Source organism: Arthrobacter cavernae, from assembly GCF_017368795.1.
Classification (GTDB): Bacteria; Actinomycetota; Actinomycetes; order Actinomycetales; family Micrococcaceae; genus Arthrobacter; species Arthrobacter cavernae.
This window is the reverse complement of record NZ_JAFNLL010000047.1, coordinates 1-16,296: the sequence shown is the minus strand read 5'-3', so window position 1 is coordinate 16,296 and position 16,296 is coordinate 1. Positions and strand designations below refer to the sequence as shown.

General features: G+C 63.0%; 13 protein-coding genes and 1 pseudogene. 6 read left to right on the top strand and 8 right to left on the bottom strand.

Annotated features, from left to right (window positions below; all coding sequences use genetic code 11):
* Position 1: 1 nt before the first annotated feature.
* Complete coding sequence (locus tag J1902_RS19825; protein ID WP_307794477.1) at positions 2 to 391, bottom strand: MobC family plasmid mobilization relaxosome protein; 390 nt, start codon at positions 389 to 391, stop codon at positions 2 to 4.
* A gap of 253 nt (positions 392 to 644) precedes the next feature.
* Here J1902_RS19825 and J1902_RS16120 point away from each other — a divergent pair, with 253 nt between their 5' ends.
* Positions 645 to 950, top strand: coding sequence for a hypothetical protein (locus J1902_RS16120; protein ID WP_207617328.1), 306 nt, complete (start codon positions 645 to 647; stop codon positions 948 to 950).
* 503 nt (positions 951 to 1,453) lie between these two features.
* On the opposite strand, the gene J1902_RS16115 is transcribed toward J1902_RS16120, so the two are convergent.
* The 3 genes and pseudogenes from J1902_RS16115 to J1902_RS16105 all read right to left on the bottom strand — a co-directional run bounded on the left by J1902_RS16115 (position 1,454) and on the right by J1902_RS16105 (position 8,055).
* Positions 1,454 to 3,457 (bottom strand): primary-amine oxidase, encoded by a 2,004-nt coding sequence (locus J1902_RS16115; RefSeq protein ID WP_242702108.1) that lies wholly within the window; start codon positions 3,455 to 3,457, stop codon positions 1,454 to 1,456.
* A gap of 552 nt (positions 3,458 to 4,009) precedes the next feature.
* A pseudogene (locus J1902_RS16110) lies at positions 4,010 to 4,336 on the bottom strand (transposase); the annotation flags it as partial.
* 1,214 nt (positions 4,337 to 5,550) lie between these two features.
* Positions 5,551 to 8,055 carry a 3-keto-alpha-glucoside-1,2-lyase-like domain-containing protein gene (locus tag J1902_RS16105; RefSeq protein ID WP_207617326.1) on the bottom strand — a complete coding sequence of 835 codons (2,505 nt, stop codon included), beginning with the start codon at positions 8,053 to 8,055 and terminating at the stop codon, positions 5,551 to 5,553.
* Positions 8,056 to 8,713: 658 nt separating this feature from the next.
* Between J1902_RS16105 and J1902_RS16100 the strand changes: the two genes are divergently transcribed.
* Positions 8,714 to 10,990 carry a zinc metalloprotease gene (locus tag J1902_RS16100; RefSeq protein ID WP_207617325.1) on the top strand — a complete coding sequence of 759 codons (2,277 nt, stop codon included), beginning with the start codon at positions 8,714 to 8,716 and terminating at the stop codon, positions 10,988 to 10,990.
* Positions 10,987 to 11,286, top strand: coding sequence for a hypothetical protein (locus J1902_RS16095; protein WP_207617324.1), 300 nt, complete (start codon positions 10,987 to 10,989; stop codon positions 11,284 to 11,286). Before J1902_RS16100 ends, J1902_RS16095 begins: the two co-directional genes overlap by 4 nt.
* Before the next feature lie 208 nt (positions 11,287 to 11,494).
* Here the strand turns inward: J1902_RS16095 and J1902_RS16090 are convergent, their stop codons facing one another.
* Positions 11,495 to 11,740: a hypothetical protein gene (locus tag J1902_RS16090; protein ID WP_207617323.1), complete on the bottom strand. Its 246-nt coding sequence runs from the start codon at positions 11,738 to 11,740 to the stop codon at positions 11,495 to 11,497.
* A gap of 254 nt (positions 11,741 to 11,994) precedes the next feature.
* Here J1902_RS16090 and J1902_RS16085 point away from each other — a divergent pair, with 254 nt between their 5' ends.
* Positions 11,995 to 13,002: a DUF2278 family protein gene (locus J1902_RS16085; protein ID WP_207617322.1), complete on the top strand. Its 1,008-nt coding sequence runs from the start codon at positions 11,995 to 11,997 to the stop codon at positions 13,000 to 13,002.
* A gap of 235 nt (positions 13,003 to 13,237) precedes the next feature.
* Here the strand turns inward: J1902_RS16085 and J1902_RS16080 are convergent, their stop codons facing one another.
* The 3 genes from J1902_RS16080 to J1902_RS16070 form a co-directional block, all read right to left on the bottom strand.
* Positions 13,238 to 13,891 (bottom strand): hypothetical protein, encoded by a 654-nt coding sequence (locus J1902_RS16080; protein ID WP_207617321.1) that lies wholly within the window; start codon positions 13,889 to 13,891, stop codon positions 13,238 to 13,240.
* On the bottom strand, positions 13,892 to 14,056 hold the full coding sequence (locus J1902_RS16075) for a ParB family protein (protein ID WP_207617370.1): 165 nt from the start codon (positions 14,054 to 14,056) through the stop codon (positions 13,892 to 13,894). It lies immediately after the preceding gene.
* 63 nt (positions 14,057 to 14,119) lie between these two features.
* Positions 14,120 to 14,725 carry a DNA-binding protein gene (locus J1902_RS16070; RefSeq protein ID WP_207617320.1) on the bottom strand — a complete coding sequence of 202 codons (606 nt, stop codon included), beginning with the start codon at positions 14,723 to 14,725 and terminating at the stop codon, positions 14,120 to 14,122.
* A gap of 533 nt (positions 14,726 to 15,258) precedes the next feature.
* Between J1902_RS16070 and J1902_RS16065 the strand changes: the two genes are divergently transcribed.
* Together J1902_RS16065 and J1902_RS16060 are read left to right on the top strand one after the other, a co-directional pair.
* A complete protein-coding gene (locus J1902_RS16065; protein ID WP_307794476.1) occupies positions 15,259 to 16,020 on the top strand; it encodes a GmrSD restriction endonuclease domain-containing protein in 762 nt (253 codons plus the stop codon).
* A gap of 136 nt (positions 16,021 to 16,156) precedes the next feature.
* Positions 16,157 to 16,296, top strand: a 140-nt coding sequence (locus J1902_RS16060) for an HU family DNA-binding protein (protein WP_207617369.1), incomplete at its 3' end; no start/stop codon positions are given.

The following is a 16,296-nucleotide window of genomic DNA, read 5'->3' as shown; positions in this document are numbered from 1 at the left end:
CCTACATCAGCCCCTCAACCGCACGGTCAATGCGCATCGCGACTTCACGCACGTACGCAAGAACTGCGCGTGCATCCTGCGGGAAATCATCACCTGCATTGGCATGCCTGGCGATCTGGTTCACGTTGTTCGATACGCGGGCCAGCAACGTATGCAACGCCATCAGTTCAGCAGCAGCGGCCTTGCGCTGGGTCGGGGTCTCAGATGTCTCCGAGAGTGCAGCAGAAATGAGCAGGTTGGGCACCGTCACACGTTCCCGTGCCGCACGAGCAACGAGAGCCACTTCCTCCTCGGCAGTGACCCACAGGTCACGGCGCTTCTTCGTCCCAGCGGGCTTGTTCTCACGGCGCCGGCGGGAGAACCGGGAACGATCGGCATTCTCCTCAGTCACCCGTTCCCCCACTCCTGTAAAAAGCCCAGCGCAGCGACCCCGGAAACCGGGGACCACACAAGCAAGTGTCCCAAACAAGGACGGCAGGACGGTGCAGGACACGCCCATTTACACCCGTGTAAATGTATAGCTTGCTCCGTCTGAGTTGCCGATTCCGAATATCCGGCGGTCTGCCGATGGTCCCGAATGTACCGGCTCCGGCTCTGCGTGTCGGAGCCGGTACCACGTCGGCCCTCCGCACTAGGGTGGGTGCATGGCAACCATCGATATTGAACAGACCCGCACCCAGGCACGGGCGCTCCTGGATTCGCGCATCGAGTCGGTGACCAACCTGGTCAAGACCCGTCAGCGGATCACCGACCTGCGCGAGCAGCTCACCGAAGCGGAGCGCGAGGACAAGCGCGCCTACGTGCGCGCCACCAAGGACGGGTGGAGCCCGGAAGAGCTGAAGAAGCTCGGCCTGGAATCAGGCGCCGCAGCACGCAGACGCAAGCCGGCGAACCGCGCCGTCAGCGATGGTGCAACGTCTTCCCAGGGCGAGGGTAGCGGCGCCGGGTAGACGCTGCCCCTCGCCCACATGGGCACGGCAAAAGCTAACTCCTCCGGGCTTTTCCCGCACACATATGGACGACGGGACCCACCCGACCGCCTGCGCACAACCGCCAGGGAACCACGGGCGGGAACGACACCACCATGACCGGCGGATATGCACAGCCTCCCTCGGAATTCCCACCGCGGCACCCATCTAACCCGAAGACTCTGATTCGTAGCCCGGAGGGTGCCGTGGGCGACGGAAGCCGTGGACCGGTCGGCCCATGCGGGAAAAGATCGTCAGATTCTTCACAGTTGTTACCCGGCATCAGAGTCACCCTGCCTGCAGATGCGGGCATACGGAGCATCAGAATCGAAGACCTCCTGACACTCAATTCAGGTTGGATCGGACCAGAAACACCCCTGAGTTTCATGAGCCAAAATTCGACGCGGTTCGATGCCGATAGTGGAGACTACGTCAACCTGGTTTGATGGCGTTGATGACCCCTCATACCGGCTGCTCCAGCCCTTTCAGCCCGTGTGCGTCGTCGGGGACATCTGCTCGTCGGGGATGCCGGGGTGGCCGGCATGGTGTGGCCGGGGCAGGTCGAGTGACGGGTTGCCGTCGAAGAAGCCGTCCGGCAGCAGATGGAACCCGGCCTTGGCCACCGGCATGACGGGCCACTCCTCGACTCGCGGCACATGGTGTACGCCGACGACGTACCAGGCCACGATGTCGGTGTTGTCGATGTTGCGGTCGGCTTCGGTCCAGCGGGGCAGGCCGTCGGGGCCACGGTTCTGCCAGGGGTAGTCGCCCGCGGCGTAGCGTTCGTGTTGGTCGTAGGGCGTGACCCACAGATGCTTCGAGGCGAACTTGGCGCGGCGCAGCATCGGCGAGTCCTCGTGCAGGAAGAGGCCCACATTGGCCCCGGGCTGCAGGCGGTACGCGACGGACTCGCCCATCTCGTTGAGCCGGCTGGGATTGGTGATCCTCCAAAACCGCGCGCTGCCCGGGTTGATCGTCCGCCGGGCCTGCCGCTCGGTACGCAGCGGCGTTTCCCGCGTCACCCATGCCATGCCGTAGGGGTTGTCCTCTCCGAGCGGGATCGCCTCCGAGTTGACCTCCACGACGGTGTTCTGGACTCCGTCGATGTCGGTGTCCAGCCGGACGCAGAAGAAGTGTTGGTGGTTGGGCCCGTACACGCCCGGAGCCACCGCGGTTCCGTATTTCGGCTTATCGCCGGGCCGGTAGGCGCCGGTGGAGAGCACACCGGTGAGCTTGACTTCGAACTCGATGCTGCCGTCCTGGTAGAGGTACCAGAAGAAGCCGTATTCGTAGTTGCCGAGGTTGACGATCGAGGAGAGCACCAGGCGTCGCATGCGGCGCACTTCGCCCGTTTCCTTCTGGTAGTCGAGGTGCTTCCAGGCGATGCCGGTGTCTTCTTCATGCATGCAGATGGCGTTGGGCAGCAGGATCGGATGCCCGTCCTGGTCGGTGGCGAGCCCGTCGAAGTAGCGGGTCTCGCCGAGGCAGTCGCAGCCCGGGGTGAGTGAGGTGACGAGCAGCCCCAGTCCGACCTCGCCCTCGTCGAAGGCGAGCTTGTGGAAATGCGTCGGAGCGGGATCGCCGTACGGCACGACCATCTCCGCGACCGAGGCGCGGTACAGGATCGGGCGCAGCTGGCCGCGGTCATCGTAGCGCACGTCGAACAGGATGAGTCCCTCGCGTGCGGTCCAGCCGACGTGCAGCTGCCACTTCTGCCACTCCACGCGGTGGCCGTCGACCGTCCAGCTGGGTCCCTCGGGCTGGGTGATCTCGATTGGCTTCACATCGTTGCGGAGCCGGCCGAACTGGGGACGGTTCCTGTCGCCGGCGGCCGTCATGAGCTCGGGGATGTACTCACCCTGGAACTCCGGGATGGGCACCACGCCGTGGTCGGTGACGTCGATGACCTTCATCTGGTCGAGGTCGACGACCGCCGTCAGTCCCTCCACCGGCCGGGCGTACTGGTGACCGTTCTCCACGGGTGGACGAACCCAGGTCAGCGGCCGGCAGACCCGGCGGTCACCGGGATCGGTGTCCGACAGCCAGGCGCCGGGCCAGGGATCGACGTAGGCCAGCGACAGGTCGGTGACGCCGCGCCTGCGCAGCGCCTCCTGCCACCGCGGGTCGGCCATGATGAGCTCGGGGACGGCGAAGATCTCTTCGATCATGTACGCCGGCTGAACGCCGGTGATCTCCTCACAGCGGTTGACGCGCCGGTGGGTGAGTGACACGACGGTCTCGTACGTCTTCCGCGCGGATCGGTCGTAGACGACGGTGAACGCCTCGCGCTCGAGTGGCTCGCTGCCGTCCCAGGCCAGCACGTCCTGCTTGGGCGGCTCGTGCAACCAGATGGAGACGATGCGATACGGCTGGGGGATCCGCTTCGCCTCCCCGAGGATCCGTACCGCAGCTTCGAGTTCGCCGGCGCTCAAGGGTGTGAGCGGATGGGGGGTGACCCCTGTCGGTGCCGGGACCATTGATGTGGACATCCTGATACTCCGTCCTACTAGAGGTCCGTGTGTCAGTCGGCGCCGGGTAGCCGTGCAGGAAGGCCGAGGCTGTCAATGCCAACCGAATATGGGGCCATTTGCCAATTGAAAACGGGGGCACGGGTTGTAGTTTTATTGTGCCAGAAGCTGTGGGCTGCTGCGGAGATTGCGGATAGTGGTCCCCGTAAAATGGGGGATTACTGAAACGAGGAATCCGCAGGATGTCTGCATCGCGTCAACGGTTCAGCCAAGAGTTCAAGGACGAGCTGTGCCGGGAAGTTATTTCCACCTCCAAGTCGGTCAAGGAGACGGCGACGGCCTGCCGCCGGCGACCGCCATGCCCGGCTTCACGACTAAAACCGGCCGCTGCCCGCGGCCGCCTGACCGAAACGAAACCAACCGACTGTCTCACATCCTTGACACCTCAGAGTAACCGCTGTACCCAAATGGTCGTTTCAGGTGCCACGTGTGGGATGGAACAACACGGATAACGTGCTCGAGTCCGACTGCTCAATATCGGGCATTATCGTGTGCTCATTTCAGTGCCTGTTCCTAAACCCTGTTGGCCAGGCGTTTGGCGGTGATTCTGATCATGGACCAGCGGACCATGGCCTTGTGGTGGGCCGGCAGGCGTTCGTAGTCACGGACGCAGCGGCGGTGCCGGGCGATCCAGGCCAGGGTCCGTTCAACAACCCAGCGGCGGGGCAGGACGTGGAAGCCTTGGCTGTCGTCGGAGCGTTTGACGATGGCCAGGGCCAGGTTCAGGGTTTCCTGCGTCCAGCCCACAAGTTTGCCGGCGTAGCCGCCGTCGGCCCAGACGAGCCGGATGCGCCGGCAGGAGGCGGCGAGCATCTGAAGCAGGGGCCTGGCCCCGTCGCGGTCCTGGACTGAAGAACCATGCCTGGATCCAGTCCCGTGTTGCCGGGCTGAACCTCAAACGACTCCTGAAACTGGGGCTCACCCACCAAAACGGGGCCTGGGCGATGGCCTGAACCGGCCAGGGCGGCACAGCGCCACGGGAACCCGCCGCCCCGGCCGGTGCAACCATTCACAGACCTCCCGACCGTCCAGAAAATGAGCAGAAACCAGGTCTTCGGATGCCCGCTGAAAATGGTTGCGGGGTCGGTCCAGGCGTCCACGCCCGAACCGGCCCCTCAAAATGGCGCTTAGTTCAGCACCGTCCTAGCACTGTTAGGAGGGCGACCCCATGGCAATTGTGCGGACCCTGTTGCGGACTTCTTCCGCCGCGTCGCCGTCAAGGCTCGTGCCAACGACCTCGATGAAAGTCCTTGACCCCAACGATAGACAGGTAACCATAACGGCAACGCCGTTGCCGTTAAGCGTGCCTGCACCTGCGATGTGAGGATCGGAAACGAAGCTCACTTCAAGGCCGGTCTCACGGATTGCGAATTCCGCGTCTATCATAGCCTGCGCTTGCGACTTTGCCCGTGTGTCTGAACCGACATGGATAGCCGGAGATCCTGCCATGATTTTCTCCTCTGCGTGATTTGACGTGAGATCTATTCCGTCTTGCGCTTTGTCGCACCGGCCGGGGATAGCGCGACGTACCTAAACAGTGACTCTCCTGTTGGCGGCGGCCCAGAGTAGGCAACTACTCAATAGTACACCTTATTATTTATCAGATTGTAATGCCACTGTCAACTTGTTAATGCCATCTGTCAACTTGTAATTCCCCCTGTCAACTGCAATTAAATTCTGGCCACTGGCTGCAGTTTGTTTTGACCGCTCCAAAGTTGCCGCGACTGGTCAATTTGAAGTTGCAGCCCACAAGCGGCGGTGCGCAGCCGGCAATCCTGTGGAGCTTTGGTCGGTTCCGGTTTTGTTCACTGCCCTGGATAGCCCGTGCCCGACAGGCGGTCAAGGCGGGAGGCTGTGCCTTTGTCTGCGGCGCTTGATATCGGTGATCGGCTCGGGCTATCCGGCCGGGTAACGGGGAATCGTCAATCAGCCGCAAGAGGTCCCTGTGTATGGGGACGTAGCTGTCCCGGATCCTGGCCTTCTTCCTCTTCGTGCCTCAATGGTCTGCCCTACCTGCCGGCTTGGGCGGGGGTTGGACGGGATCTGAGTGAGAGCTATAGCTTCTTGATTCGCATGTGGCGGAATGCCACCCTTCCGTTGTGTGCCTGGAGGCCTATGAAGCTCGGCACAGTCGGGGTGCTTGGCAGTCCCCGCCCGGCAGCGGTGTTGGTCACTTTGGTCGTGCGGACTCCGTTGAGCGTGACGGTGTAGGTCTGGCTAACCACGTCAATCTGCAGGTCATTCCATTGTCCGGGCGGTAGCGAATTGACTCTGTTGAAGCCAGGATCGACAACGTCGTAGATCGCTCCCGTGTGTCGCTCGTCCGGGCCGGCTAGATCGTCGATTTGGACTTCAAAGCCGAAGTGGACTGGCACGTAGGCTGGGTTCCCGTACTGCTTTTTGTCTGGGTCCGGGAAACGGACGAACACCCCGGAGTTGTCATCGAATCGCGAAAGCCGATATTGCAGGCGGAGGCTGAAATCCGGTGGTGTTGGCACGTTGCACCAGGACAGGCCAAGTTCGCCACCCGGCTCGCTGACCAGTGCTCCATCGACCAGAGGGAAGGCACCTGGTCCGGCCAGCCGCCAGTCCCTCGCATCCATGCCGTCAAGGAGCACTTGATACCCGTCCCCTGCGGTGTATGGGAGTGCTTCACCAGGCTGCCCGTCTGGCTGGGGTCCTGGCTTGAATGCCAGGTGCTGAGCCAGCCGCCGCGCCAGCGCAGCGCCCGTGAGCATGGGGTTCGGGCTTCCCAGCCGCGGGAAGCTGGCCGGACCCAGGGCGTAAGCGTTGGATACGGCGTGTAGACGTCCGTCGGTGTCACACGCGGAAGTTGTCGGGTCCGTTCCCATACGCAGGCTGCCTGCCTCGTGGTGGGTCGTGCCGAGCCTATCTCGTCTGGGTTCGCTGTACGGGAGCTTGTCCTTGGCTGATGTGCCGGAAGCTGCTGTGACCCATTGGTTGTTCAGCGGATTTACGAGGATCTCGTAGCCTTTCCCTCCGGCGAACGCCAGTGCCACCTCGTCGCTGCAGGCATCCATGGCATCCCACAGGTCCGTGTCCCTCTGAGACGCCTCGAGTCCAACAAATGCCCGGTTGGTTCCGTAGTCGAGCTCTGGGTCCTTGCGCACGAAACTTTTCGGGTTGTCCGTGTCCATCTCCCCGATGCCGCGGATGGTGATGACAACGTGGGAGTCGCTGGCGGTTCTGAACCGGTTTAAGGTATCGATGTCGGGAATCTTTTTCCATAGCTCGGCCTCGCTGTTGTTGCCCTGTGGGCCGAGCCCGGCGGCGGTGATCTGTAGGTGGAAGAACCGCTCCTTCCCTTGCACCACCGCGCTGCCCTTGAGGAAGAGCGCGGCCTCGGACAGTTCGGCGATTGCAGGGTCAACCGGCAGGGATGTACGCGGAACTCTGATTGTCAGATTCGAGCGCAAATGAGCCGTCAGCCCCTTGCCGATTTCACCGGTTTTGGGCAAACCGTCAAAGGAGACCAACGCCAGCCGGGTGCTCTCGATGGTTCCGGCGGCAATGACAACGACGGCGTCCTGGAGCACTTCGATGTCGCCCTGGTTGGTCTGGACTTTGGTAACACGGCCACTCTCCGAGACGAGCCTCTCCACATGGCAGTTGGGGACTATCATGAGCCGGCGGCGCAGGTTGTCCAGACGCGGCCACTCTCCCCAGGCTGTGCGTGCGGCCTGGACGGTAAGCGGTGCAGCGCTGAACTTGTTGCCTGGGAAGAAACCAGGCCGGGTGAGGGCCTGCACGGCCAGCGGGGCCTCCACTTTGGCCTCATTCTTGAGCTGCGAAACGGTACGCCCGTCAGGGCTGGCCAGTCCGAGAATTTCTGCGACCTCTGCCGGGGTTGCGGCGGCTCCCAGTGCGGTTACCGCTGGATGGTCCGGGAGTGCGGACAGCGACATGGCGTGGGTGAAGCTGCCGTCGGCAAGGATCCGGCGCAGGGCATTCTGGAGCGGCCCGTAGATGAAGTCATTTGTTGAGTCGCTGCCGAGCTGTTTGGCGGCCTCAACGTAGCCTTTCGGGCCAGTCAGGTCGGCGGCGACGGCGGCTGGCCAGCCGGAAAGTTCATTTGGCAGTGGCTGGGGAGACCAGCCGCCCCAGTACAGCGACCGGCCGCCAACGCAATAGGCCAGCCCGGTGAAGGGTATGTCGGAGTGCCAGGCGAGCCCCCAGACCTCATTGCGCGGCGTCGTCGCCTGACCTGCACTGCGCAGGTCTTTGATCGATGTAGGACCTGGGGTATCCAGGCCGATCATCGGCAGATTCTGGACATGCTCGCCCACCAGCATGGGACCCGCTTCCAGGACCAGCACGCGGTGCCGACGGCCAGCGTCGACAGTTAGCAGATGTTGCGCGAAAACGCCGGCGAAGCTGCCGCCTCCTATGACGATGACGTCGAATGGACGAGCGTCGGCATTAATATTCGGGTTCTGGGCATCCCGGGCTTCGCTCATGGTATTGCAGGTGTATCTGCCCAGCACATCGCGGCTAAAAAGCGTCACTTCCGGGCCAGTCGACTGCGCCATTGTTGCCATGGCGGCTTCTCCTGTCGTGAATCATGGAGCGTTGGTTTCCGCTGCGAGGGCCGGCTGCACCAAGCCGAACTGCAGATCAGCCGAGCCCTTTTGCAGAACGGCGCGTCGACAATTCTGGGAAGTTCAGCGAAGCCCTGTGGAGCGCCGAAGCGCTGCGGCCGCCCGGCTCAGGTCAGACGGACGACCTCACCAGAGTCAGCCAACGGCATCCGCTGTAGGAAGCGGGATGTAATGTAGTGGCGCTCTGCCATTTTTCCCAGTCAAACAGCATATTGACGGGCTACCTTCCAGTATGCACGTCCGGATACTTCGGTCAATGCTGCTACGCGGGCATCTTTGAGAGTCAACGCGACATCTTGACACACGTTGTTAATGGGTCCACTCTGAAGCTGTTTGTCTCGTATTGGCATGGTTGTGCACCTGAACCGGCCGGAACTTGCTTGGCCGTTCTTGGCCGTTCCTGCTGAAAATAACGCTGTAGTAACGCATAGCAGCAGTACTGATTGTGATGCGCCGGGATTTCGAAATCCTTGTGCGCCGGGATCGGCGCCCATCTACCGTGAGCGTGGCCCACGGACAATGCTGATTCTATTCGCTTTGTTGGATAGCGGACTCAACACGGCCTCTGCAGACTTTTCCCAACGATGGAGGAAACACAATGACCGATGTTAAGGGTGAAGGATTGCCCCTGCAGCACGTTTTCACTTCGAATGAGATTGAGTATGGCGAACCAGAGGAATTCTCGGAGTTGGATTTCATCCAGATCCCCTTTCCTCGCTCTCTGAGCGGCCTCTATTCATGGAGTTTCCTGCATCCGCCGATGCCGGTTCCCGGTGCAGGTCCCAACCTGGACGGAACCCATGAGGTCAGTGCCGAGCCGCAGGCCGCGGTCCCGGTCTTTCCGCTGTTTGGACGCGAGGAGCTCCGTCTCGACGTCGACGGGCCCTATCCGCAAATGACGGCCAGCGGCACGTCCTACTCACGATTCACCGAGCTCCATCACTGGATCGCGTCCCTCGTCAAGACGGGCAACAACCGCTGGGGCGGGCCCATCTGGTACCGCGATGGAAACACCACCGCATTTCCGTATACCCGCGTGGATATCGCGGTGGTGCGCGTGGGCATCCTTGGCCAGCCCAATAAGGCAACGGTGACCTTCAGCGGGGCCGGGATAACCCCCCTCGCACGCACCCACACCTGGAAGGCCAGCACATACCGCCCCGTGGAATTTGAATTTGACGCAACCGCCGATGCCAACCCGGTGGTATCGATCAATACACACGATCACCCCAACCGGCCCGTTGCGCTGCCCGGCGAAAGTCTTTCCCTTGACACCGTCTATCGCAGGGCAGGCTTCGCGGTGACAAACTCAGGCGGTAACGGGCAGGTCCCTCTGTCCGGCGCAGGCGCAAACGGGGTCTGGAGCGACGCCGAAATGCACGATGCAATGCAGACCTTTTGGTCACGGTTCACCAATGCACCGCGATGGTCACTGTGGGTCCTGTCGGCGGCTCTGCACGATCAAGGAACATCCCTGGGCGGCATCATGTTCGACGACATCGGGCCCAATCATCGGCAGGGAACGGCGATTTTCACGGAGTCGTTCATCCAAAACGCACCTCCGGGCGATGCCGCGCCGAATGCCTGGATCCGCCGAATGAAGTTCTGGACGGCAGCACACGAGATGGGACACGCATTCAACCTGGCCCATTCATGGCAAAAATCACTCGGCACCCCATGGTTGCCTCTGGCAGATGAACCGGAGGCACGGTCGTTCATGAATTACCCGTTCAGCGTCTCCGGGGGACAGTCTGCCTTTTTCGCCGACTTCGGGTTCCGTTTCAGCGACGCCGAACTCCTCTTCATGCGCCATGCGCCAGCCCGGTTTGTCCAGATGGGCAATGCGGACTGGTTTGACCACCATGGCTTCGAAAGCCCCGACTCGTTGGAGCGGCGGCCTGAATTCCGGTTGGAGGTGCGTGCGAATCGGGAGAAGCCGGTATTTGAGTTTCTCGAGCCGGTGACACTCGAACTCAAGCTCACCAACGCCAGTGCCGAGCCTAAAATTGTCCGGGCCAATATCCTCAGTCCCCAGGCAATACTTGCCATCATTAAACGGGACGGTAAGCCTGCCCGCCAATGGCAGCCCTACGCCCAGTACTGCACGGAGCCCGCAGCGCAGGTCCTCCACAGCGGTGAAGCGGTGTATGAATCATTGCCGATCTACGCGGGGCTTAACGGTTGGGACGTCTCCGAGCCAGGGGTGTACGACATTTCAGTGGCAGCCGAAGTAGACGGGGAAATCGTCTTCAGCGATCCCTTCCGGCTGCGTATTGCTCCGCCCCGCAGCTGGGACGAAGAGGCGGTGGCGGGCGACTTCTTTACCGAAGATGTCGGTCGCACCCTGGCCTTCACCGGCACGGCAGTCCTCGAAACAGCCAACGATACGCTCCGGGAGACCATGGAGAGGTTGCCCTCGAGTCGCGCAGCGATCCACGCCGCCGCCGCCCTGGCTCAACCCCTCGTCAGGGACTACAAGACCCTGAGTATCCCGGATACCGAAACAGAGATGACATCTGTGGCGGCAGCCAACGGATCGTTCAAGAAAAGACATGCCAAAGTAGATGAAGCCCTGAGCCTGGTCGAGGCCACCATGACCGGTCAGGAAGCAGCAGAAACCTTAGGACACATCGAATTCCGGCGAAACGTTGAAACCTTCAGCGAAGCGCTGGACCGTGCCGGCGCCGAGGATTCAGCCGCATCCATGCAGACCTCCCTGCACGACGTACTGTCAGATCGCGGCGTTCTGGAGTCGGTTCTCAACGAGGTGGCAGATAAAATCGAGGACTATGAACCGTCCGACCGGTCTGCCGGGAGGAAGAGCCGATCCTCTGCGAGTTCGTCCCCTCAAAGGAAGAACAAGCCATCTACGTGAACATCGTCCACGTTGAATTCCAGGAAGGATGGGACGGTGGCCAGGTAGAGGTCTCCGTCAATGGCGGCCTCTGCTACCAGGGGACGCCCACCACCCGGATGCAGACCGGCTTTGCTGACTCGTTCTCAGCCGAGGTTGAGACAGACACGATCGAACTCGGCGTGTCCGTACCCGGCCTCTCGCTCTCGGTGGAGCGCTCAATTTCCGTCGCCAAAGAACACTGGATCGGTTTATCGCTCAAGGACCATAGCACGATCAGAGTGGCTGAACAGCCGGCACCGTTCGGCTACCTGTGACAGCCCGGCGGACTCTGGCCCTTTCCGCCGGTGATCTTCCAGCCACAGCCCGGAAAAGCGCTCACAATATTGAGGCGGCGCCGCAGGGGCGTTACACAGCAGAATCCGCGAAGAAAGGACCCAGAAGCCGCAGCGCGTCCGATTGCCATGAAACCAAGACCGCGGTGAGGACCGGCAACGGTCGTTTCCACCGTCAATATAAGGAGTTTCACCATGGCGCGTTCAATACGTGTCTTCTATTCAGAAGTGCAGGGCGGGTAAGAAGAAACTTCAACTGGACCCCGATTAACGCCAAATCGGCCGTGATCATCACTGCGGCCGAATGGCTGCGCCCCGCAGGCCCGTACCGGGCGATCTGGAACACATACGGCCCCATCTCGGGGAGGCCAATGTATTCGTGACGAATATCGGTGTCCACGGCGACGAGGGCGGCGGAGTGGAGTTTCATCTGCACTCGGATTTTCCTTCCCCCCTCAACGTGGTCGTCACGATCACAGTGCTGGAGGATTGCGAGCAATTCACCACCGCGTAATTCGGACTCCATCACACACCATCGAAAATCCGGTCCTGCACTGCTCTCAGGCTGCGCTTGTTGTGCCGATCGTCGCCTCGTGACAAACCGGGCGGCGGCGCACAGCAGGGTTCTGAGGCGGCCGCCGTCGGCGGGGCCACCGCCGACCGGATTGAACCCATGAATGGGAGGAAGCCATGCCTTTGAAGAACTACGGTGTGCTGGCGGCCAGGGCGGTGGACCGCCGCCGGGAGGGGGCGTCCGACACGCCCCACTACCAGATCCATCTGCAGGACGACGGCGGCACACACTACCGTGCCGCCGTGAACGTCCAGTCCCAGCAGTCGCCCTCGGAACTGCTGTATCTCACGGATGACAATTTCCGGCATCCGGTTCTGGGTCTGTTGCCCGGTGCCGGAACCGGATGGACGCGGCTGCCCTCCGGGCCCGGCCGGGCCAACCTGGATTTCATCCGCGGCAACCTGTTCGATCCGGCGAATATGCGGCTGCTGCCGCCGGAGGCAGCAGGTCCGGACAATGACCTGGCGGACCTGCTGGACCATTACGTGCTGCGGGCCGCCGGTGACGCGGATGCGCGGCTGTTCGTCTTCGGCGAGCCCTGGGGCCCCGAGCCGGGCATCCCGGACAAGGTCTTCGGGTTCGCCCCCGGCAACGGGGTGCACGACGTCCACATGAACCAGGGCAACAGTGCCGCCTTCCGCCGGGACGACGGCGTATGGCAGGACGGCGCCCTGCTGCTGCACTTCCCCGGCGAGGACCGCTGGGTGGCGGTCTTTCTCGCCTTCCAGAGCCAGTCCTGGCATACCGACGACGTCACGGGGCACTCGATCGAAGGCGCGCGGCCGCGTCCCGAACCCGGGGAGGCGGCGCTGCGGATCCTGTCCGCGCTCGTCAACCCGGCAGGCCCGGCGCCCGAGGCGGAGTCCGTGCTCCTGCTCAACGCCTCCCCGGAGCCGGTCGACCTGACCGGATGGCGGATCGCGGACCGGCTGAAGAAAAGCTGCCCGGTTCCGGCCGGCCGGCTGGCTGCCGGGGCAACCCTGCAGGTGCCCATCGCCGACGGCGTGCAGCTGGGCAACAGCGGCGGGGTGATCACGCTGCTGGATCCACAGGGGCTGAAGGCGCACGGCGTGTCCTACACCAAGGACCAGGCCAGACGGGAGGGCTGGACGCTCACCTTCTGATCCGCACATCGTACAGATCAAATCACAACACAAACGTGAACAGAGTCTGTCGATGATCATCAATGAAGCACGGGAACCCGTCGCATTACTAAGGAGTGCGTTAGTGGTCGACGAGTGTGGTTACGCGGTCCTGAGGTAGGCGAGGTTGGGGTCGTGGAAGAAGCCGGCCACGATGTCAGGCATCATTCGCACGCATGGTCCGTTCTTCCAAGACCTCGCCAAGAAGTCGATCTACTTACGCCCTCATTAGTAATTGGGTGAAGCCGGCTGCCTGGTAGGCGCGGATGTGGCGGCTGGTCCGGGCGGTGGTGCACAGCGGGCTGCCGGCCGGCACGACGGCGGCCAGGTCTGCTTTCGCGAAGCGGAAACCGGCCCCGGGATCTTCCTCCGGATGCTTGGCCAGGTAGGCGATGGTGTACGGCTGCGCGGGGTGCAGGTCCCGCTTCCAGGCCGTGATGGCGGAGTAGGCCTTGGCGTGCCGGATGGGGCGGCTGCGCACGATGGCAACGGCACAGACCGCAAACACGGTGGCCAAGATGACCATGCTGGTGTTCAGCACGGCCACAACCCGTTGAGCCTCCTGCCGGGTGCCGGGATCCGCCAGGCCCAGCGACGCCACCGCGCCCAGCATGGGAACGACGGTGACCGCCAGGAGCCAGGTGCTGCGGCTCCGGCCTGGTTTGCCGGATTCGATGCCCATGGCCATGCGCCGGTTGCTGTGCCACAGGCATCCGTCGAGGGCGGCCGGCACCAGGTACACAAGATGCCGGCAGTACCCCAAGGCGGCCCGAAGCCTGAGCATCGGCCGCGTGGACTCGCTGGAGAACGCCAGCGACACCGTCCAGGCCAGGGGCCACACGTCGGCCAGAGTGGCCTTCTCAACCTGCATTCACTTCGCCTGCCTGTTCTCGTTCCGGTGCCGGGATTCTTCGCGTGTCCGGCGCCCTGGCCGCAGCGCCCCGGCCGGGACGCCGTCCCATGTCCTCCCGTTGTTGTGTTTGCGTTGCAGGCGCTTCACTTCGCGCAGGGTGGCGGCCTCGATGAGTTCGGTGATGGACGCGGCCCGGACCTGCTCGGCATCGCTTTCCGTGAAGTACGCCGGGAAGGATGTGAGCTTTTAGCTGCCGGCATTCTTCGTCTCCGGGGAGACACGCTGCAGCAGGGCGTTGTGCACCTGTTCCAGGGTCGTGGCTCGTGCTTCGGCGGTGGCCAGCTTCCGGGCCGCGTCCGCGGCCTCCCTGCCGGCGGCAGCCGCGGAATCCCGCGCGTCTTCCAGCTGCTTGCCGATGACGGCGAGCTGGCGCTCCAGCGCCGTCCGCTGCGCCTCCAGCCGCTCGATCTCCTGGGCATGCCCGGCCGCGGCCGTGTCGCTCTCGGCGGTGGCCTTGTCCAGGTCGGCGACGAGCTCGGCGATCTCCAGGTCCCTGTCCTTGCGTTCCTGGGCCCAGCCCGCTTCAACGGCGGCGTGGCGCTCGGCGGCCAGGGTGGATGCCTCCGTCCAGCAGGCGCCGGCCAGGCGGGCTGCCTGCTCCAGCAGCACCGCGGGGGTCGCGGCGAGCTGCCCGCCCGCGGCCTGCTTCTCCTCGGCCCATTCCTTCAGGTACCGGGTGGCGTCGGCGTTGCTCACGCCCGCGGCCGCGCGGACCGTCGAGACAGTCGGCCGGCGCTCGGCACTGATCTCCTCGGCCGCGGCGAACACTCGGTCTTTCACGCTCAGCGTCATCAGAAGCACCTCATCAAATCCATTAGTAGTAGGAGTAGTAACAATACTACTCCTACTACTGGGCTTGGGATAGGAGGTCGGAGCACCGGCTCCGGGCGCCGGCTGGCGTGATCCGGCCGTCGGGGTTGATCTCCGTGCCGAACCACCTCTCGTCCACGTAGGGGGACTGACAGGAACCACAGTTCGATACAATTGACTCCCTTGGTAGGGGCGTCTACAGCCGCATGAGACGATGCAGACACTGGCAAGAAGCACCATGCAAACCCCCTGAAAGGCATGCAGTGAGATACGCAAAGTCCCTGGTCGCTCTGGCCCTGATTGCGTCCGCTGGACTCACGCTGTCGGCATGTGGGGGCTCCCCGTCCACGTCGGCCACCGCGGTCCCGTCCACCACTTCAGCCAGTCCGTCACCGACACCGACGCCGGCCGGGGCTGGGTCGCCGCTTGACCCTGACGGCGTGACGGCACCTGCCAGCGGAGGCGGCTTCGCAGCCCCGCGCTCACAGCCGGCGTACGCAACGAAGGCGCTGGATTTGCTGGCCACGCTGCAGGTCAAAGGCAGGGCACCCAAGACCGGGTACGACCGTGCTGCTTTCGGCCAGGCATGGGCAGATGTCGATGGAAACGGCTGCGATACCCGCAATGACACGCTTAAACGCGATCTGACCGCGGTGACCTTCACCAGCAGCGTTCCGTGCAAGGTCCAAAGTGGAACCCTCGCGGACCCTTACACCGCAAAGAGCATTGACTTCCTGCGCGGCGCCGCCACCAGCGGTGCAGTTCAGATTGATCACGTGGTCGCACTCAGCGATGCCTGGCAGAAAGGTGCCCAGCAGCTGACCATCGAGCAGCGCACAGCGTTTGCCAATGATCCCCTGAACCTCCAGGCAACTGACGGGCCTACAAACCTCAAGAAGGGTGACGGTGACGCTGCCACCTGGCTGCCGCCGAACAAGAGCTTCCGTTGCGAATATGTCGCCCGCCAGATTTCAGTGAAAGCAACATACACCCTGTGGGTAACGCAAGCTGAACACGACGCGATGGCAGGCATCCTCGGGGACTGTTCAGCTCAGCTGGCGCCTACCAATGAGAAGGCGCCGCCCTCGCCTGAGCCGATCCAATCCGCCGTGGCACCGGCACCCGTAGCACCCGCGCCGGTGGCGCCAGCGCCTGCAGTGCACTACGCAAACTGCGCAGCAGTGAGAGCAGCCGGGGCAGCTCCACTCCATGCCGGCCAACCAGGCTACAGCAGGAGCCTGGACCGCGATGGCGACGGCATTGCCTGCGAAAAGTAAGCCCCTACCGGAGCGGCCAGTCCGGTTCCGTGCCGGGTCTATGGACCGCCCCGGGCTGTGCTGGTAAGTTCTGCGATGTCGGCTTGTATCCGGCCGTGTGCTTTGTTTACCGACCCGAAGTCCGGGAGGACATGCTATGCATAAGAACCGTGGTGAGTTGGTTGCAGAAGTTGCAGCAAAGGCCGGAACCAGCCATGCTGCCGTCAACTCCATCCTCAACGCCCTGTTCGAGGTTTTCGAGACCTCCCTCGCCCAGGGCGAGAAGATCGTCATCCC